Below are 16,874 nucleotides of genomic sequence, written 5' to 3' on the forward strand. Positions count from 1 at the left end.
TAAGAAAAATGCGCCTTGGAACCTTTCACAAGAAGAAAAAGCATTTAATTAATAAAATAAAAATTAATTTCCTCTCTTTGCTCTTAAAAAACAGAAGAGGACCCGATGTAGACAGCAAAAGCGTAAAAAGCTGCCTGTTGATTCATGACAACAGTAAGATTGGCGATCTGATTGTTCTCAGTGCGCTTTACCGAATACTGGCCAGAAAAGAGATCGCCTTATCGATACTCTCTTGCGGCACGGGGCACGCTTTTCTCAAAGGGCACCCGCATATCGAACAGCTGTTTATAAAAAAATCAAACAGCCTGGCTGAAACGCTTAAACTTCGTCGCCAGTTAAGCGAACGCCAGTTCGATATTATCCTGGATCCTTTCGAAACGTTTCCCTGTTTTGGTCATGCGCTACTGCTCTCGGGTTTCCGGGATTCCTACGTGCTGGGATTTGATAAATGGTATAAGCGCTATTACTCGCGTTATAACCCACATGACGAATTGCTTAATGAACATATGTCTTCACGCACAAACGTCATTGTGCAGGAGATTTTCGGCTGCGATGCCGACGATGATTATCGTTACGATATCGCCATTCCGGCTGATGTCGAAGAGGCGGTAAGCGCGTTCGTGGGATCGTCTGACGTTATTATTATCAATCCGCTGGGTGCCAAGAAGATTTGCCGTCTTTCATCTGAACAGATGGTGCTTATCCACGGCTGGCTTGCACAGCACTATCCTGGCCTGAGAATTATCTATACAGGCCATCCGAACGACTTATCCTCCATCCCTGTAAGCAATATTGAAACGCTGCCCTATCCTGACTTTATCTATACTGTAGCGTTAACGAAGCTGAGCAAATATGTTGTATCCGTCGACACCGCGCTGGTGCATATCGCTTCAGCCTTTAACCGGCCGTTGCTGGCGCTCTATCCTCAGGCGCGTACTGCAGAGTATCCATCGCCGTTGATTTGGTCGCCGAATAATGAGTCTGCGCAGCAAATTATCTCGCCCACGCATTTTGTCGCAGATATCGATGCGCGTACGTTAATTGACGGGCTAGAAAGCCTGATGACCTGCAAGTTGAGTGCTGCGCAATAAAATGGCCACACGCGGTGGCCATTGTTTCATCATGCTATTGCGAGCTACGAATCTTATTGAAGAGTAAAAGAAGAGTCAGGCCACAGATAATGATAATTGGCACGCTTCTCGCCCAAATAAGTACGTCGCTTAATCCGGAACCAATGATGGCAAGGGTAAAAGCAAATAGCCCAAGCGCGCGATAGTAGTAAGCGGAAAAAAGTAGAGCGATATAAAAACAAAGTACAGATATTACGCCAACTATGCCTTTAAGTGAGGCATTTTCAATAATTTCGTTATGCAGATGAACGTTTATATATATCATCGCAGAACTTAATGTTTTATTTTTTGCGATTAAATTTTCAACCCCCTGCGATCGTTCTTCTGCGGAGCGCCATTTTAACGGAGCTTCCTTAAAGAGAGTCATACCAGATTCGTACATCGCAAATCGGGCACCGAGAGAGGTATCACCGTTACCCTGCTGATATAAGTTTATGTCATTTATGGCCGCATCGTATCGAGTGGCAATGGACTGGCTGAACACAAGACCAAGAACAATCATTAATGTTAAGAAACCACAAATTCCCAGGAAAAGTTTTTTCGGATTTTTAAGATAATAAGTAATGATCGTTATGCAGCAGATTACCGGGAACACCAAAATGGATGAGCGGGTCTGCGTCATCACCAGAGCAGCAAAAACCATTATCGTGTTCAGCACAAATAAAAATGGATGACTTTTAGGGGTATACAAAATGGATACCGCGCTGATCAGTCCAACCAGCATAATTGAGTAAGCAGCGCCCGTCGACGAGCCTATACCAAAGTCAATCCTGTCCATACCGATGGAAAATTTCTGGTAGAGAGCATAGCCCAGAATAATAAAAGAAACGGAGTAGAGAAGATAAAGCAGCACGCTGCTCTTGTACTTAATTTTTGTCGTGGCGGCCAGCAATATGATGAAGAAGCCGAAAATAAAGACCCGCACGGTATTGATGTAGTTATGGTACGTCGCCTGGAAGGGAGAGTTATTAACTTTAAAAAGCTTGTACCAGATAAGATCGATGATGCCAATAAAGAGAATGGACGCAGGCAGGGCGAAAATCTTCCAGTCTATATTTGATGACCTTCCTTTGAGAATAAGCGTTAATATTGCGAGAATTGCGCAGATATTAAATAACTTCATGCTCAAATTATTATTAATCATCGCTACGAGCAGTGTCGCGGCGCTCAAAATAAACGTACCATATTCCATAACGGAGGCGGCTTTTTCACTTCGCCCCTTCCAGGTTTGCGCACTCATAGAGTCTGGCATTCACTTTCCTTTACGCTAAACAGGTTATCTCATTAAAAACGGTGTCTGCGCTGAGATGGGCTAAGTCGCCATCATCCGCGCGGCATATATGCTGATTTTTTCCATACCCACCAATAAGTCCGGGATCGGTTGGGCCATATAATGTGACATTTGGTCGATCCAGCGCCGCTGTCAAATGACTAAGGCCCGTATCCACTGATACCACGAATTTTGCGCCAGCCAGTGTCTGCGCGACCTTCTCAAGACTCATCTTCGGCAGCACTTCAACGTAATCAAACCCTTCCGCTAAGCGCTTTGCACGTGCCTCTTCATGAGGGGCTCCCCAGGGAAGCTTTATCTGCAAACCGCTTCCGTTAAGCTGGCCAATTAATGCGCGCCAGTGGCTTTCCGGCCAGTGTTTATCATCTCGCGTAGTGGCATGTAAAAAGACGGCATAGGAGGAGACTGGCGCAGCGCTGGACATAAAATGTTGCGCAATCGCGTAATCTCCCTGAGCCTGCGGTTTGGCATAGCCAAGACTTTTCGCAAAGAGCTCACGCGTACGCTCAACCGCGTGTTGCTGTTTCGAAATAGGGTGACGTCGGTTGTAGAACAGGCTCGCCAGCGGTTCGCGCGCAGAGTGCCAGTCCATGCCATGTTTCACGCCATGCGCCAGCCGGGTGACCAGCGCGGCACTCTTCACCAGGCCCTGCGCGTCAATAATGGCGTCGTACTGCCTCTCCTTCAGCGCACTGCGGAACGCCTGGCGCTCTGCCGTAACAGGCGCGGAAAACCAGGCTTTGCGCCAGCGGCGGATAGCCACTGGGATAATGCGATCAACCGCTGGATGCCATGAGGGGATCTGGGCGAAACCCTCTTCTACGACCCAATCAAAACGGATGCCTGGAATGGCGTGCGCGGCATCGGTCAGCGCGGGCAGCGTATGCAGCACATCGCCCATTGACGAGGTTTTCACAATCAAGACCCGCATCGCTTATCCTTCTGCTGCCAGCAACAAACCATTCAACTCATCCAGCACGCGCTGCGGCGTAATATCGATCAGGCTCTGGTGATACCCTTCAGCGGCATCGCCTTTGCGCACTTTATGGTAGCCAGTGATTAAGCGAATCACGCGCGCTTTGTGAGAGAGCGGCGGCGTGAAATCGGGGCTGCTTGGGCCATAGAGCGCAACCAGTGGGCGATCGAGTGCGGCGGCGACGTGCATCAAGCCTGAGTCATTACTCACCACCGCTTTACAGGCGGCAATCAGCACCACGGCTTGTTCCAGCTGCGTTTCTCCCGCCAGGTTGCGGCACCACGCTTGTTGCTCAACGCTCAACGCGGTCAGAATCTGATTACCCGCATCGTGATCTTTTGCTGAGCCGAACAGCAGCACCTGATAGCCTTCATCAATAAGCTGTTTCGCCAGCTCGGCGTAGTGATAGTGGGGCCAGCGTTTCGCCGGGCCAAACTCTGCACCGGGACAAAATCCGATCATCGGACGTTCAGAAGCGAGATCGAAGGTTGCGCAAACCTGCAGCTTCTCACTCTCACTGACCTGTAGCTGCGGCCATAACAGCGGCTGAGGCAGATCTTTCGCCGAGCGCATCACGCCTTTGTCATACGCCAGCGCGACATAACGCTCGACCATCAGCGGCCAGGCTTGCTTATCCAGCACTCGCGCGTCGTTAAGCACGCCATAGCGCATTTCGCCGCGCCAGCCGGTACGGTGCGGAATGCCGGCAAAGAAGGGGACCAGCGCGGATTTAAAGGAGTTAGGCAGCACATAGGCGCGATCGTAACGCCGGTCGCGCAGGCTGTGTCCCAGCTTACGGCGTGCGCCAATCTCCAGCGCGCCGTGACCGAGCGGCATCGGGATCGCTTCATTGACTTCCGGCATGCGCGATAAAAGCGGACGGCACCACGCGGGTGCCATCACATCGATTATCGCCTGGGGAAAGCGCGCCTTTAGCGTGCGGTAGAGACTCTGCGACATCATCATGTCGCCCACCCAGGAGGGTCCAATGACCAGAATTTTCATACTTACGCGTCGCGGTTCAGCCAGGCCATATATTCGCTCACGCCCTCAGCCACGGTTTTAAACGGCTTATCGTAGCCCGCAGCGCGCAGGTTGGTGAGATCGGCCTGCGTAAACGCCTGATAGCGGCCTTTCAGCTTGTCCGGGAACGGAATGTACTCAATGCTGCCTTTTTTATGGAAGGCGAGCGTGGCATCCGCCACGGCCTGGAAGGACTCCGCGCGGCCGGTGCCGAGGTTGAAGATGCCGGAGACACCGTTTTCCCAGAACCAGAGATTGACTGCCGCCACATCGCCGACATAGACGAAATCGCGTTTAAAGTTGTCGCTGCCTTCGAACAGCTTCGGGCTCTCGCCGTTGTTCAGCTGGGTGTTGAGATGGAAAGCGACGCTCGCCATGCTGCCTTTGTGCCCTTCACGCGGGCCATAGACGTTGAAATAGCGGAAGCCGACAATCGGCGAGTTCGCTTCCGGCAGAATGCCGCGCACGTACTCGTCGAACAACATTTTCGAGTAGCCGTAGACATTCAGCGGCTTCTCATATTCGCGCGATTCAATAAAGTCCGAGGTGCGGCCGCCGTAAGTGGCGGCGGAGGAGGCATACAGAAAGGGAATTTCGCGCTCCAGGCAGTAGTGCAGCAGCTCTTTGGAGTACTGATAGTTGTTCTCCATCATATACTTGCCATCCCACTCGGTGGTGGAGGAGCACGCACCTTCATGGAATACCGCTTCAATCTCGCCGAACTCTTCGCCAGACATAATCTGGATCAGAAAATCCTCTTTATCCATATAGTCGGCGATATGCAAGTCGACCAGATTGACAAACTTTGTGCCGTCTTTCAGGTTGTCCACCACCAGGATATCGGTGATGCCTTTGTCATTCAGAGCTTTAACGATATTGCTGCCGATAAAACCCGCGCCGCCAGTGACGATGATCATAACTGTACCTTTGCAAAATGAAGCGTTGAGACTATCTCAGACACGAATAACTTTATCATACCATCACATTGCTGACCCTTCAGCCATTCCCCGGGAAAGCGGAGGGCTATGCGTGATTTATGCTGCAAAATGGATAAGCAGTGAAGCGTCATCTCGTATCAGCGTATAGCTTTGGGTAATATGTGCCGAAATTTGCCCAGTCTGGAGAATTGCGATGCGTGGGGATTTTTATCAACAGTTAACGAACGATCTGCAAACCGCACGTGCGGAAGGATTGTTCAAAGAGGAACGCATTATCACGTCAGCGCAGCAGGCTGATATCACCGTGGCGAATGGTAGCCACGTCATCAACTTCTGCGCCAACAACTATCTTGGCCTCGCCAACCATCCGGAGTTGATTGCCGCCGCGAAAGCCGGTATGGATAGCCACGGTTTCGGTATGGCCTCAGTGCGCTTTATCTGCGGCACACAGGATAGCCACAAAGCGCTGGAGAAGAAGCTGGCCGACTTCCTCGGCATGGAAGACTCCATCCTTTACTCTTCCTGCTTCGATGCGAACGGCGGGCTATTTGAAACGCTGCTCGGCGCGGAAGATGCCATCATTTCTGATGCCCTCAACCATGCCTCCATCATTGACGGCGTGCGTCTGTGTAAAGCGAAGCGCTATCGTTACGCGAACAATGACATGCAGGAGCTGGAAGCCCGCCTGCAGGAGGCGCGTGAAGCGGGTGCCCGCCACGTGCTGATTGCCACCGATGGCGTCTTCTCGATGGATGGTGTGATCGCCAACCTGCAGGGCGTCTGCGACCTGGCGGATAAATATGATGCGCTGGTGATGGTAGATGATTCCCACGCTGTCGGGTTTGTTGGCGCAAACGGTCGCGGAACGCACGAATATTGCGACGTGATGGGCCGTGTCGACATCATTACCGGCACGCTGGGCAAAGCGCTCGGCGGGGCGTCGGGCGGTTATACCGCCGCGCGTAAAGAGGTGGTGGAGTGGCTGCGTCAGCGCTCGCGCCCTTATCTCTTCTCCAATTCACTGGCCCCAGCGATTGTCAGCGCATCGATCAAAGTACTGGAGATGCTGGAGTCGGGCGGCGAATTGCGCGATCGCCTGTGGGCCAACGCCCGTCTGTTCCGCGAGCAGATGAGCGCCGCGGGCTTTACGCTGGCAGGCGCCGATCACGCCATTATTCCGGTGATGCTTGGCGATGCCGTGGTGGCGCAAAACTTTGCCCGCGAGCTGCAAAAAGAGGGCATTTACGTCACGGGCTTCTTCTTCCCGGTCGTGCCGAAAGGCCAGGCGCGCATTCGTACACAGATGTCGGCGGCCCATACGCCTGAACAAATTGAACGCGCGGTAGCAGCCTTTACCCGCATTGGTAAACAACTGGGTGTGATCTGAGGACGTGAAATGAAAGCGTTATCCAAACTGAAAGCGGAAGAGGGCATCTGGATGACCGATGTGCCGGAACCGGAAGTGGGGCACAACGATCTGCTGATTAAGATCCGCAAAACCGCGATTTGCGGTACCGATGTTCATATCTATAACTGGGATGAGTGGTCGCAAAAAACCATTCCAGTACCGATGGTGGTCGGTCATGAATATGTGGGTGAAGTGGTTGGCATCGGTCAGGAAGTGAAAGGCTTTAAAATCGGCGATCGCGTCTCCGGCGAAGGGCATATTACCTGCGGCCACTGCCGTAACTGCCGCGCGGGTCGCACCCATTTATGCCGCAATACCGTCGGCGTGGGCGTCAATCGCCCGGGCTGTTTTGCCGAGTATCTGGTGATCCCGGCCTTTAACGCCTTCAAGATCCCGGACAATATCCCTGACGAGCTGGCGTCAATTTTCGACCCGTTCGGTAACGCTGTACATACGGCGCTCTCCTTCGATCTGGTGGGCGAAGATGTGCTGGTCTCCGGCGCAGGCCCCATCGGCATCATGGCGGCCGCGGTCGCGAAACACGTTGGCGCACGCCATGTGGTGATTACCGATGTGAACGAATACCGTCTTGAGCTGGCACGCAAAATGGGCGTGACGCGCGCGGTAAATGTTGCTAAAGAGAGCCTCACCGAGGTGATGGCGGAATTAGGGATGACGGAAGGGTTTGACGTCGGTCTGGAGATGTCCGGCGCGCCTGCGGCGTTCCGTACTATGCTCGACACCATGAACCACGGCGGACGCATTGCGATGCTCGGTATTCCGCCTTCGGAAATGTCGATCGACTGGAACAAGGTTATCTTCAAAGGGCTGTTTATCAAAGGGATTTATGGCCGTGAGATGTTCGAAACCTGGTACAAAATGGCGGCGCTGATCCAGTCTGGCCTCGATCTCTCACCGATCATCACTCACCGCTTCGGGATTGATGAATTCCAGCAGGGCTTTGACGCGATGCGTTCGGGACAATCCGGCAAAGTAGTGCTGAGCTGGGATTAAAATAATAAGGGCCAAACAATGGCCCTTTTTTTTACGAAAAATCTCAAAAAATATTATCCAATGTAAAATTTTGTCAGTGTCATAAATTCTTCGCAATTACGCCATACTCTTATTACGCCCTTTAACTCTCCTGGCTACTCTGAATAATCTTAGTTCGCATCAGTGATGAAACTTAATCGCAAACACTCTGTCTGAGAATTTACCTAATCAATCAGCCCGACCTTAATTTTTTCTTAATTAAAACAATTTAAAAATAGTCACTGTAATGACAATGAATCAGGTAATTAATGATGAATAGCCCTGGTAAGCTTAGCGTTATTATCCCCCTCTATAATGCGGGCGATGACTTTGTACCTTGCATGGAATCCCTGTTAGCGCAAACCTGGACGGCGCTTGAAATCATCATCGTCAATGATGGTTCAACCGATAATTCTGCTGAAATAGCAGAGCGTTACGCAAAGAAGTACCCACATATTCAGCTTGTTCACCAGTGTAATGCCGGTGCCTCGGTGGCGCGTAATCGTGGCTTAACCTATGCCACAGGTGAATACGTCGCGTTTGTCGATGCCGATGATATTGTCTATCCGCAAATGTATGAAACGCTGATGAAAATGGCGCTGGAAGACAATCTTGATGTCGCGCAGTGTAACTCAGACTGGTGCGATCGGCAGAACGGCAGCACCTGGCAATCCATTCCGCTGGATCGTATTCGCTCCACCGGCGTGCTTAGCGGGCCTGACTGGTTAAGAATGGCGCTGGCAAGCCGCCGCTGGACGCATGTGGTGTGGATGGGGGTTTATCGCCACGATGTGATTAAGCAAAATCGTATTGAATTTATTCCCGGACTGCATCACCAGGATATTATCTGGAGCACCGAATTTATGTATAACGCCAAACGTGTGCGTTATACCGAACAATCGTTATATAAATATTTTCTCCACGGCTGCTCGGTCAGTCGTCTGAAGCGCCAGGGGTTAAAAAACCTCGCCTATCAGCGTCATTACATGAAAATTACGCGCCTGCTGGAGAAATTAAATCGTGATTACGCGGGCCGTATTACAATATATCCCGAATTCCATCAACAAATTACTTATGAAGCACTCCGCGTATGCCATGCGGTGCGAAAAGAACCGGATGAAATAATTCGCAAGCGCATGATTGCCGAAATATATGCATCGGGAATGTTTAAACGAATGGTCACTAATGTCCGCAGCCCTAAACTCGCTTATCAGGCGCTGCTGTGGTCACTTCGTCTGTACAAATGGCGGGACAAGACGATGTCTCACTATCGTCTTGCCCGTAAAGCGGTAAAAATCTACTAGCACAGCTTACTTCCGGCCCCAGCCCTGCCACTGGTGCTGGAAGTACTGTACCAGCGTACTTTCGCTGATGCTCTCTCCCACCACGCTAAAGAAGCGGCTGGCATTGACCGGCTCTGGCTTCTGCTTCGCTTTACACACCTTCGCGCCGCGGAACGGGTTACGTGGCGTCTGCTGCGGCGCGTCAGGTTTAGCTGGCGTGGAGTTGTCCACCTGCGGCTCATGAAGCAGGTCGCTCGGGCGCACCAGCGTAATGTCAGAGGGTAAGTTTGCCAGCGCCTGCTGCAACACGCGCACGGTCGCCGGATGCGGGTGTCCGATGGCGATTGCCGAGCCATTACGGCGCGCGAGCGCGACGGCACGGTCAAACTGACGGCGGATATCTCCCTCATTCTGCGTGTCGTCGAGGAACACTTTGCGCTTAATCACTTTTACACCGGTGCCGGATGCTGCGCGCATCGACTGACTGTTGCCGATGGTCATGCTGTCGAGGAAGTAGAGGTTATAGCGCTCCAGTGCCTGCATCACTTTCTGCATGCCAAACAGACTGGAGGTCATGGCGCTGCCCATATGGTTATTCAACCCGACGGCATAAGGCACCTTATTCACGGCGTCACTGATAATGCGCTCAATCTCTGCGCTGCCCATCTCCGGGCGCAGGGTATCTTTTTCCAGCGGCTGTTTGCTGAGCGGTGCCATCGGCAGGTGGATCAGCACTTCGTGGCCGCTATTGTGCGCTTTGGTCGCCATGTCGCGGGCGTGCGTGGCATTTGGCAACACCGCGACAGAGACCGCCTGCGGCATGGCCAGCACCTGGTTTTCTGTCTGGGGGCGGTAGCCAAAATCGTCGATAACGATGGCCAGTTTGCCGGCAAACACCGGCGAGGAGAGCGCCAGCACGCTGGCAAGAGTGATCACGATGCGGCGAAGTTGAAGCAAACCTATCTTCCCAACCACGGCTGTGGATTGACCGCCTGGCCCTGACGGCGAATTTCAAAATAGAGTGAAGGCCGGCCCTGACCGCCACTGCTCCCGACGAGAGCTATCGGCTGGCCTGCGCGCACCTGCGCACCGACGCTGACGAGGGCGCTTTGGTTATAACCATAAAGGCTCATATCGCCTTTGCCGTGCTCAACGACAACCACCAGGCCATAGCCCTGCAGCCAGTCGGCGAGGATCACGCGCCCGTCGGCGATGGCTTTGACTTCGCTGCCTTCAGACGCACCGATAACAATCCCTTTCCACCGTAGCTCACCCTGCAGCTGTTCGCCATAGCGATGGAGTAACGGGCCGCGAACCGGCCACATCGCGCGGCCTGCTGGTGAGCCTAAGCCGCCGGTGCGGGACATCAGCGAGCGCTCGCTCTCGGTTGGCTTATAGGTGGTGCCTTTGCGGCTGGCCTCGTTCTGCCGCTCGCGCACCGCCTGCGCTTCCCGGGCTTCGCGCTCGGCGCGGGCTTTTGCTGCCGCTTCCGCACGGGCAAGGCGATCGCGCAGACGCGATTCGTTGGCGCGCATCTCGCTTAGCTGCTGCTGACCTTCCTGAATAGAGGACTCAAGCCCGGCGAGGGTCTTTTTACGCTCGTTTCGCGCCTGCTCCAGCTTCGCCTGCTGCGCCTGCTGCTCATAGAGCAGGGTCTGCTGCTGGCTCTGCTTCTCTTCCAGATCGGCCTTTTGCGAGGCGACCTCTTCGCGCGTCTGCTTAAGCTGCGCGATGGTCTCCTGGCGCGCCTGGTTGAGATAACCAAAGTAAGCCTGCAAACGTTGCCCGCGCTGGCTCTCTTCACCGCTCAACAGGAACTGGATACCGCTGTGCTCGCCCTGGCGAAACGCGGCATCAAGCTGTGCGGCGAGATTGCGCTCCTGCGACGCACGCTGACGCTCCAGTTTGGCGATGGAGGCATTCATCTCATCAATCTGTTTATTGAGTACGGCCAGCGTGTTTTCGGTTTCATGCAGCTGGCGGGCGGCGGCGGAGATGGCCTCCTCCTGCGCCTTCAGCTGCGCGAGCAGGCCTGCGCGCTGCTGCTGCTGTTGGCGAACTGCGCGCTCTTTGGCGGCGATATCGGCCTGGATGGATTTGAGCTGATCGCGGTCATCCGCGTGGGCGGGAACGGCGCACAGCAATGCGCCAGCGCTGAGTGCGCTGGCGCAGAGCAGAGGTCGGAGCCCGACCCATGTAATTGAAAAAATCGCCTTTCCCCTCATGGGGAGCGATTATTCCACGATGAACAGCGGCTTACCAGTCATCTCTTGCGGGATTTCCTCGCCCATCAGCGACAGCATGGTTGGCGCGATGTCGGAAAGTTTGCCGCCGGATAGCGCTTTCACCGTTTTGTCACCCACATAAATCAGCGGAACCGGCAGATTGGTGTGCGCTGTATGCGCCTGGCCGGTTGACGGATCGCGCATCTGCTCCGCATTACCATGGTCGGCGGTAATCAGCAGTTGCCCGCCAACGGATTCAACGGCGCGGGTGACCTGTGCAATGCAGTTATCCAGCGCTTCCACCGCGGCGACAGCGGCATCAAACACGCCGGTATGGCCAACCATATCGCCATTCGGGTAGTTACAGATGATGGTGTCGTATTTGCCGCTGGTAATGGCGGCGACCAGTTTTTCCGTCAGCTCAGCGGAGCTCATCTCCGGCTGCAAATCGTAAGTGGCAACTTTCGGAGAGTTGATGAGGATGCGCTCTTCGCCCGGGAATGGCTCTTCAACGCCACCATTAAAGAAGAAGGTGACATGCGCATACTTCTCCGTTTCGGAGATACGCAGCTGGGTGCGTTTTTTCTTCGCCATCCACTCGCCAAGGGTGTTGGCAAGAGAGGTCGGCGGGTAGGCCACGGCGGTTTTGATATCAGCGGCGTATTCGGTCAGCATGACGAAATCGAGCTTAACCACTTTCTTGCGCGGGAAGCCGTCAAAATCGGCGTTGACAAAGGCACGAGTGATTTCGCGGGCGCGGTCGGCGCGGAAGTTCATGAAAATCAGTGCGTCGCCATCTTCCATTGCTGCAGTGGCCTGACCGGCGGCGCGAATTACTGTCGCTTTCACAAACTCATCGTTTTCGTCGCGAGCGTAAGCGGCTTGCAGCCCGGCAACGGCGCTGTCGAAGATAAACTCCCCCTTGGCCTGCGTCATCAGGTCGTATGCCTGCTCAACGCGATCCCAGCGGTTATCACGATCCATGGCGAAGTAACGGCCAATAAGGGAAGCCACGCGGCCTTTACCGAGGGCCGCGAATTTCTCTTCAAACTTTTTCAGCGAGGATTCAGCGCTGCGCGGCGGCGTATCGCGGCCATCGAGGAAGGCGTGCAGGTAGATTTTCTCTGCGCCGCGTTCAGCGGCCAGCTCGACCATCGCCATAATGTGGTCTTCATGGCTGTGAACGCCGCCCGCGGAGAGCAGGCCCATAATGTGCACCGCTTTGCCCGCGCTAACTGCGTTATCCACCGCGCCGCGCAGCACCGGGTTGGTGAAGAAGGTGCGCGCTTTAATTTCAACGTCCAGACGGGTTAAGTCCTGGTAAACAATACGCCCGGCACCAAGATTAACGTGCCCTACCTCGGAGTTGCCCATCTGGCGATCCGGCAGCCCCACTTCCAGGCCGGAAGCATCAATCAGGGTGTGCGGACGGTTGGCCCACAGGCTATCCATCACCGGGGTTTTAGCATTAAAAATGGCGTTATCTTGCTGATCTTCGCGATAGCCGTAGCCATCAAGAATCACCAGTACCATAGGTTTTTTTGAAACCGACATTGCGACAACCTCATGCTCTGAAGATAAAAATTTGCGTAATTTTACTACAGCTGAATCGATCAAATAGCCGCAGAAGATCAAAGAAAGGGGGTGCGCGAGGGGGCGTTTTGCATCGCTTTGTTTATTTTTTTCGTAACACGCCGCAGAAAATGCAATCCATCGCGCTCGCTGGCTGTATTTGCCCAACTGCGCAGGTATACTCCTTGCTGGTTTTTAATCACTTAGTCGGGAGCTGTTACCCCAGATGCAAGAAATTATGCAATTTATTGGACGCAACCCGATACTCTGTATCGGCTGGCTTGCGTTGTTCGCCGCGGTGTTATACACGACCTTCAAAGGCGTCGCGTCGAAAGTGAAAGTGATTTCCCGTGGCGAAGCCACGCGCCTCATCAACAAAGAAGATGCGGTGGTTGTGGACTTACGTCAGCGCGATGATTTCCGTAAAGGTCATATCGCCGGCGCGGTGAATTTGCTGCCAGGCGAGATCAAAGCCAATAATGTAGGTGAGCTTGAAAAACGTAAAAGCACGCCGATTATTGTTGTAGACGGTACCGGCCTGCAGGCGCAGACCCCGGCAAACGAGCTGGTAAAAGCCGGTTTCGAGAAAGTCTTTGTGCTCAAAGACGGCGTCTCCGGCTGGGTCGGCGAAAATCTGCCGTTAGTACGCGGTAAATAATTTACCCGGTGGGCTTTGGCTCACGGGTAAAACAGGAGAAGAGATATGGCCAATATTGAGATCTACACCAAAGCAACCTGCCCGTTTTGCCACCGTGCAAAAGCGCTGCTGAGCAGCAAAGGCGTTGATTTTGCCGAGCTGCCGATCGACGGCGACATGGTAAAACGTGAAGAGATGATTCAACGTAGTGGCCGTACCACGGTTCCGCAGATCTTTATTGATGCGCAGCATATCGGCGGCTGCGACGATTTATTTGCGCTGGATGCGCGTGGCGGATTGGATCCGCTGTTACGTTAATGCTTTCTAAGCACTACAACACTTAAGGGTTACTTATTCATGTCTGAGCTAAACAACACCGAAATGACTTTCCAGATTCAGCGTATCTACACGAAAGATATCTCTTTCGAAGCGCCGAATGCGCCGCACATCTTTCAGAAAGAGTGGCAGCCGGAAGTCAAACTGGACCTCGACACCGCGTCAACGCAGCTGGCGGACGGCGTGTATGAAGTGGTTCTGCGCGTAACCGTAACCGCCTCACTGGGCGAAGAGACCGGCTTCCTGTGCGAAGTACAGCAGGGCGGAATCTTCTCTATCGACGGTATCGAAGGCACCCAGATGGCGCACTGCCTGGGCGCATACTGCCCGAACATCCTGTTCCCGTATGCCCGTGAGTGCATCACCAGCCTGGTTTCCCGCGGTACATTCCCGCAACTGAACCTTGCGCCGGTCAACTTTGATGCGCTGTTCATGAACTACCTGCAACAGCAGACTGGCGAAGGTGCCGAACAACATCAGGATGCCTGATGAACGCACTTAATGCTGCAATGACTGTGATCGGTGCCGGCTCTTACGGCACCGCTCTTGCCATCACGCTGGCAAGAAATGGCCACTCGGTTGTGCTGTGGGGCCATGACCCGAAACATATCGCGACGCTGCAACGCGACCGCTGCAACGTTGCGTTCCTTCCCGATGTACCTTTCCCCGACACGCTTGTGCTTGAGAGCGATCTTGCCCGTGCGCTGGCTGCCAGCCGCGACATTCTGGTCGTTGTGCCGAGCCACGTCTTTGGCGAAGTGCTGGCGCAGATCAAACCGCTGATGCGTAGCGATGCGCGCATTGTCTGGGCGACAAAAGGGCTGGAGGCGGAAACCGGGCGTCTGTTACAGGACGTGGCGCGTGAAGTCTTAGGCTCCTCCATTCCGCTGGCGGTGATCTCCGGCCCGACGTTCGCCAAAGAGCTGGCGGCAGGGCTGCCGACGGCAATCTCTTTAGCCTCCACCGACCCGCAGTTTGCCGACGATCTGCAGCAGTTACTGCACTGCGGCAAAAGCCTGCGCGTCTACAGCAACCCGGACTTCATCGGTGTGCAGCTTGGTGGCGCGGTGAAGAACGTGATTGCGATTGGCGCGGGCATGTCTGATGGCATCGGCTTTGGCGCGAATGCGCGCACGGCGCTCATCACGCGTGGCCTGACGGAGATGTCGCGGCTTGGCGCGGCGCTGGGCGCCGATCCTGCCACCTTTATGGGCATGGCGGGGCTGGGCGATCTGGTGCTGACCTGTACCGACAATCAGTCGCGCAATCGCCGTTTTGGCATGATGCTCGGTCAGGGCATGGATGTCGAAGGCGCGCAGGAGAAGATAGGCCAGGTGGTTGAGGGCTATCGCAATACCAAAGAAGTGCGCGCGCTGGCGCACCGGTTCGGCGTCGAGATGCCAATAACCGAGGAAATTTATCAGGTATTGTATTGCGGAAAAAATGCGCGCGAGGCAGCATTAACGCTGTTAGGCCGCGCTCGCAAGGATGAGCAATAAGCGGCTAATCGCAGGGATTCTCATCACTATCACGTCAAGGCTGGCTGAGTCCGGCCTTGCTTTTATTTCGTCTGGAGTAAGCAATGCCGTGTGAAGAACTGGATCTGGTCTGGAAAAATATCAAAGCCGAAGCCCGCGCGCTGGCGGACTGTGAACCGATGCTGGCCAGTTTTTATCACGCAACCTTACTCAAGCATGAAAACCTCGGTAGCGCCCTGAGCTATATGCTGGCGAACAAGCTGGCATCGCCCATTATGCCCGCCATCGCCATTCGTGAAGTGGTGGAAGAGGCCTACGCCGCAGACCCGGAGATGATCGCCTCCGCCGCCTGCGATATCCAGGCTGTCCGCACCCGCGACCCGGCGGTAGATAAATACTCAACGCCGCTGCTCTACCTGAAAGGCTTTCACGCCCTGCAGGCGCACCGTATTGGTCACTGGCTGTGGACGCAGGGCCGCCAGGCGCTGGCGATTTTTCTGCAAAACCAGGTCTCGGTGAGCTTCCAGGTGGATATTCACCCGGCAGCCACCATCGGGCGTGGCATCATGCTCGACCACGCCACCGGCATTGTGGTGGGTGAAACGGCGGTTATCGAAGATGATGTGTCGATTCTGCAGTCGGTTACCCTCGGCGGGACCGGCAAAACCAGCGGCGATCGCCATCCGAAGATCCGTGAAGGGGTGATGATTGGCGCGGGGGCGAAGATCCTCGGCAATATCGAAGTGGGGCGCGGCGCGAAAATCGGGGCCGGTTCCGTAGTGTTGCAGCCCGTGCCGCCGCACACCACCGCCGCAGGCGTTCCGGCGCGCATTGTCGGCAAGCCGGAGAGCGATAAACCAGCGATGGATATGGATCAGCATTTCAACGGAGCCAATCACGGATTTGAATACGGCGACGGTATTTGAAAAATGCCGGATGGCGCTGCGCTTATCCGGCCTACATCTATTTTCGCCAATAACGCCAGAAAGCGTGGTAGGTTAACGCGCTACCCGTAGGCCGGATAAGGCGCAGCCGCCATCCGGCAATGCCGCCCCAACTCACCCACTAGCTGCGCAACACCGCGCCGGGATAACCGAGCTGGCGCCAGGCTTCATACACCACCACCGACACCGCATTAGACAGGTTCATGCTGCGGCTGTCCGGCATCATCGGAATACGGATCTTCTGCTCCGGCGGCAGCGCATCAAGAAGGGTGGCGGGCAGGCCGCGGGTTTCCGGGCCGAACATTAAATAATCCCCATCCGCAAACGACACGGCGCTGTGCGCGGGCGTCCCTTTGGTGGTCAGCGCAAACAGGCGCTGAGGCTGAGCGACAGCCAGAAAGGCGTCGTAATCGGCGTGGCGCTGCACGGCGGTAAATTCGTGGTAATCCAGCCCTGCGCGGCGCAGGCGCTTATCGTCCCAGGTAAAACCCATCGGCTCGATGATATGCAGACGAAAGCCGGTGTTAGCGCACAGGCGGATAATATTCCCGGTATTGGGCGGGATCTCAGGTTCAAATAAGACAATGTTTAGCATGCAGCC

At 54.5% G+C, this 16,874-nt stretch carries 17 protein-coding genes; 9 read left to right on the top strand and 8 right to left on the bottom strand.

What is annotated here, in order from left to right; translation table 11 throughout:
• The first annotated feature begins 8 nt into the window (after positions 1-8).
• The gene (locus PU683_RS01480; protein WP_277169777.1) at positions 9-1,091 is read left to right on the top strand and encodes a glycosyltransferase family 9 protein; all 1,083 of its coding nucleotides are present in this window, start codon (positions 9-11) and stop codon (positions 1,089-1,091) included.
• A gap of 34 nt (positions 1,092-1,125) precedes the next feature.
• Here the strand turns inward: PU683_RS01480 and PU683_RS01485 are convergent, their stop codons facing one another.
• Genes PU683_RS01485 through rfaD form a run of 4 tightly spaced genes read right to left on the bottom strand, consistent with a single transcriptional unit; the run spans position 1,126 to position 5,337 of the window.
• Positions 1,126-2,382 (bottom strand): O-antigen ligase family protein, encoded by a 1,257-nt coding sequence (locus PU683_RS01485; RefSeq protein WP_277169778.1) that lies wholly within the window; start codon positions 2,380-2,382, stop codon positions 1,126-1,128.
• A 10-nt stretch (positions 2,383-2,392) separates the two neighbouring features.
• Positions 2,393-3,352 carry a lipopolysaccharide heptosyltransferase RfaC gene (rfaC, locus tag PU683_RS01490; RefSeq protein WP_277169779.1) on the bottom strand — a complete coding sequence of 320 codons (960 nt, stop codon included), beginning with the start codon at positions 3,350-3,352 and terminating at the stop codon, positions 2,393-2,395.
• A 3-nt stretch (positions 3,353-3,355) separates the two neighbouring features.
• Complete coding sequence (gene rfaF, locus PU683_RS01495) at positions 3,356-4,402, bottom strand: ADP-heptose--LPS heptosyltransferase RfaF (RefSeq protein ID WP_277169780.1); 1,047 nt, start codon at positions 4,400-4,402, stop codon at positions 3,356-3,358.
• A 2-nt stretch (positions 4,403-4,404) separates the two neighbouring features.
• Positions 4,405-5,337 carry an ADP-glyceromanno-heptose 6-epimerase gene (rfaD, locus tag PU683_RS01500; protein WP_042718686.1) on the bottom strand — a complete coding sequence of 311 codons (933 nt, stop codon included), beginning with the start codon at positions 5,335-5,337 and terminating at the stop codon, positions 4,405-4,407.
• A gap of 214 nt (positions 5,338-5,551) precedes the next feature.
• Here rfaD and kbl point away from each other — a divergent pair, with 214 nt between their 5' ends.
• The 3 genes from kbl (at position 5,552) to PU683_RS01515 (ending at position 9,102) form a co-directional block, all read left to right on the top strand.
• Positions 5,552-6,745, top strand: coding sequence for a glycine C-acetyltransferase (gene kbl / locus PU683_RS01505; RefSeq protein ID WP_277169781.1), 1,194 nt, complete (start codon positions 5,552-5,554; stop codon positions 6,743-6,745).
• A 9-nt stretch (positions 6,746-6,754) separates the two neighbouring features.
• Positions 6,755-7,780, top strand: coding sequence for an L-threonine 3-dehydrogenase (tdh, locus tag PU683_RS01510; RefSeq protein WP_277169782.1), 1,026 nt, complete (start codon positions 6,755-6,757; stop codon positions 7,778-7,780).
• A gap of 287 nt (positions 7,781-8,067) precedes the next feature.
• Positions 8,068-9,102: a glycosyltransferase gene (locus tag PU683_RS01515; protein ID WP_277169783.1), complete on the top strand. Its 1,035-nt coding sequence runs from the start codon at positions 8,068-8,070 to the stop codon at positions 9,100-9,102.
• Positions 9,103-9,108: 6 nt separating this feature from the next.
• Here the strand turns inward: PU683_RS01515 and PU683_RS01520 are convergent, their stop codons facing one another.
• Genes PU683_RS01520 through gpmM form a run of 3 tightly spaced genes read right to left on the bottom strand, consistent with a single transcriptional unit; the run spans position 9,109 to position 12,860 of the window.
• Entirely contained in the window at positions 9,109-10,038 is a 930-nt protein-coding gene (locus PU683_RS01520; RefSeq protein ID WP_277169784.1) for a divergent polysaccharide deacetylase family protein, read from the bottom strand.
• Positions 10,039-10,040: 2 nt separating this feature from the next.
• Entirely contained in the window at positions 10,041-11,306 is a 1,266-nt protein-coding gene (gene envC, locus PU683_RS01525) for a murein hydrolase activator EnvC (protein ID WP_277169785.1), read from the bottom strand.
• A gap of 9 nt (positions 11,307-11,315) precedes the next feature.
• Entirely contained in the window at positions 11,316-12,860 is a 1,545-nt protein-coding gene (gpmM, locus tag PU683_RS01530) for a 2,3-bisphosphoglycerate-independent phosphoglycerate mutase (RefSeq protein ID WP_277169786.1), read from the bottom strand.
• A gap of 244 nt (positions 12,861-13,104) precedes the next feature.
• On the opposite strand from gpmM, the gene PU683_RS01535 reads away from it, so the two are divergent.
• From PU683_RS01535 to cysE, 5 genes are all read left to right on the top strand, one after another.
• Positions 13,105-13,536 (top strand): rhodanese-like domain-containing protein, encoded by a 432-nt coding sequence (locus tag PU683_RS01535; RefSeq protein WP_042718673.1) that lies wholly within the window; start codon positions 13,105-13,107, stop codon positions 13,534-13,536.
• A gap of 45 nt (positions 13,537-13,581) precedes the next feature.
• The gene (gene grxC, locus PU683_RS01540; protein ID WP_277169787.1) at positions 13,582-13,833 is read left to right on the top strand and encodes a glutaredoxin 3; all 252 of its coding nucleotides are present in this window, start codon (positions 13,582-13,584) and stop codon (positions 13,831-13,833) included.
• Positions 13,834-13,872: 39 nt separating this feature from the next.
• Positions 13,873-14,340, top strand: a complete 468-nt coding sequence (gene secB / locus PU683_RS01545; protein WP_042718670.1) for a protein-export chaperone SecB — start codon at positions 13,873-13,875, stop codon at positions 14,338-14,340.
• On the top strand, positions 14,340-15,350 hold the full coding sequence (gene gpsA, locus PU683_RS01550) for an NAD(P)H-dependent glycerol-3-phosphate dehydrogenase (RefSeq protein WP_277169788.1): 1,011 nt from the start codon (positions 14,340-14,342) through the stop codon (positions 15,348-15,350). The genes secB and gpsA overlap by 1 nt, the downstream gene beginning before the upstream one ends.
• Before the next feature lie 83 nt (positions 15,351-15,433).
• A complete protein-coding gene (gene cysE, locus PU683_RS01555) occupies positions 15,434-16,255 on the top strand; it encodes a serine O-acetyltransferase (protein WP_042718667.1) in 822 nt (273 codons plus the stop codon).
• A 139-nt stretch (positions 16,256-16,394) separates the two neighbouring features.
• Here cysE and trmL read toward each other — a convergent pair whose 3' ends face one another.
• Positions 16,395-16,868, bottom strand: coding sequence for a tRNA (uridine(34)/cytosine(34)/5-carboxymethylaminomethyluridine(34)-2'-O)-methyltransferase TrmL (gene trmL / locus PU683_RS01560; RefSeq protein ID WP_277169789.1), 474 nt, complete (start codon positions 16,866-16,868; stop codon positions 16,395-16,397).
• Between the last annotated feature and the right edge of the window lie 6 nt (positions 16,869-16,874).

Origin of the sequence: Candidatus Kosakonia sp. 282A-S69, from assembly GCF_029433855.1 — a bacterium.
GTDB classification, from domain to species: Bacteria; Pseudomonadota; Gammaproteobacteria; order Enterobacterales; family Enterobacteriaceae; genus Kosakonia; species Kosakonia cowanii_A.

Bases quoted from the DNA above. Each gene is read 5' to 3' on its own strand.
- rfaC (WP_277169779.1), bottom strand. From the start codon at position 3,352: ATGCGGGTCTTGATTGTGAAAACCTCGTCAATGGGCGATGTGCTGCAT.
- trmL (WP_277169789.1), bottom strand. From the start codon at position 16,868: ATGCTAAACATTGTCTTATTTGAACCTGAGATCCCGCCCAATACCGGG.
- grxC (WP_277169787.1), top strand. From the start codon at position 13,582: ATGGCCAATATTGAGATCTACACCAAAGCAACCTGCCCGTTTTGCCAC.
- envC (WP_277169785.1), bottom strand. From the start codon at position 11,306: ATGAGGGGAAAGGCGATTTTTTCAATTACATGGGTCGGGCTCCGACCT.
- cysE (WP_042718667.1), top strand. From the start codon at position 15,434: ATGCCGTGTGAAGAACTGGATCTGGTCTGGAAAAATATCAAAGCCGAA.
- tdh (WP_277169782.1), top strand. From the start codon at position 6,755: ATGAAAGCGTTATCCAAACTGAAAGCGGAAGAGGGCATCTGGATGACC.
- kbl (WP_277169781.1), top strand. From the start codon at position 5,552: ATGCGTGGGGATTTTTATCAACAGTTAACGAACGATCTGCAAACCGCA.
- PU683_RS01480 (WP_277169777.1), top strand. From the start codon at position 9: ATGCGCCTTGGAACCTTTCACAAGAAGAAAAAGCATTTAATTAATAAA.
- PU683_RS01485 (WP_277169778.1), bottom strand. From the start codon at position 2,382: ATGCCAGACTCTATGAGTGCGCAAACCTGGAAGGGGCGAAGTGAAAAA.
- secB (WP_042718670.1), top strand. From the start codon at position 13,873: ATGTCTGAGCTAAACAACACCGAAATGACTTTCCAGATTCAGCGTATC.
- gpsA (WP_277169788.1), top strand. From the start codon at position 14,340: ATGAACGCACTTAATGCTGCAATGACTGTGATCGGTGCCGGCTCTTAC.
- rfaF (WP_277169780.1), bottom strand. From the start codon at position 4,402: ATGAAAATTCTGGTCATTGGACCCTCCTGGGTGGGCGACATGATGATG.
- PU683_RS01535 (WP_042718673.1), top strand. From the start codon at position 13,105: ATGCAAGAAATTATGCAATTTATTGGACGCAACCCGATACTCTGTATC.
- gpmM (WP_277169786.1), bottom strand. From the start codon at position 12,860: ATGTCGGTTTCAAAAAAACCTATGGTACTGGTGATTCTTGATGGCTAC.
- PU683_RS01515 (WP_277169783.1), top strand. From the start codon at position 8,068: ATGATGAATAGCCCTGGTAAGCTTAGCGTTATTATCCCCCTCTATAAT.
- rfaD (WP_042718686.1), bottom strand. From the start codon at position 5,337: ATGATCATCGTCACTGGCGGCGCGGGTTTTATCGGCAGCAATATCGTT.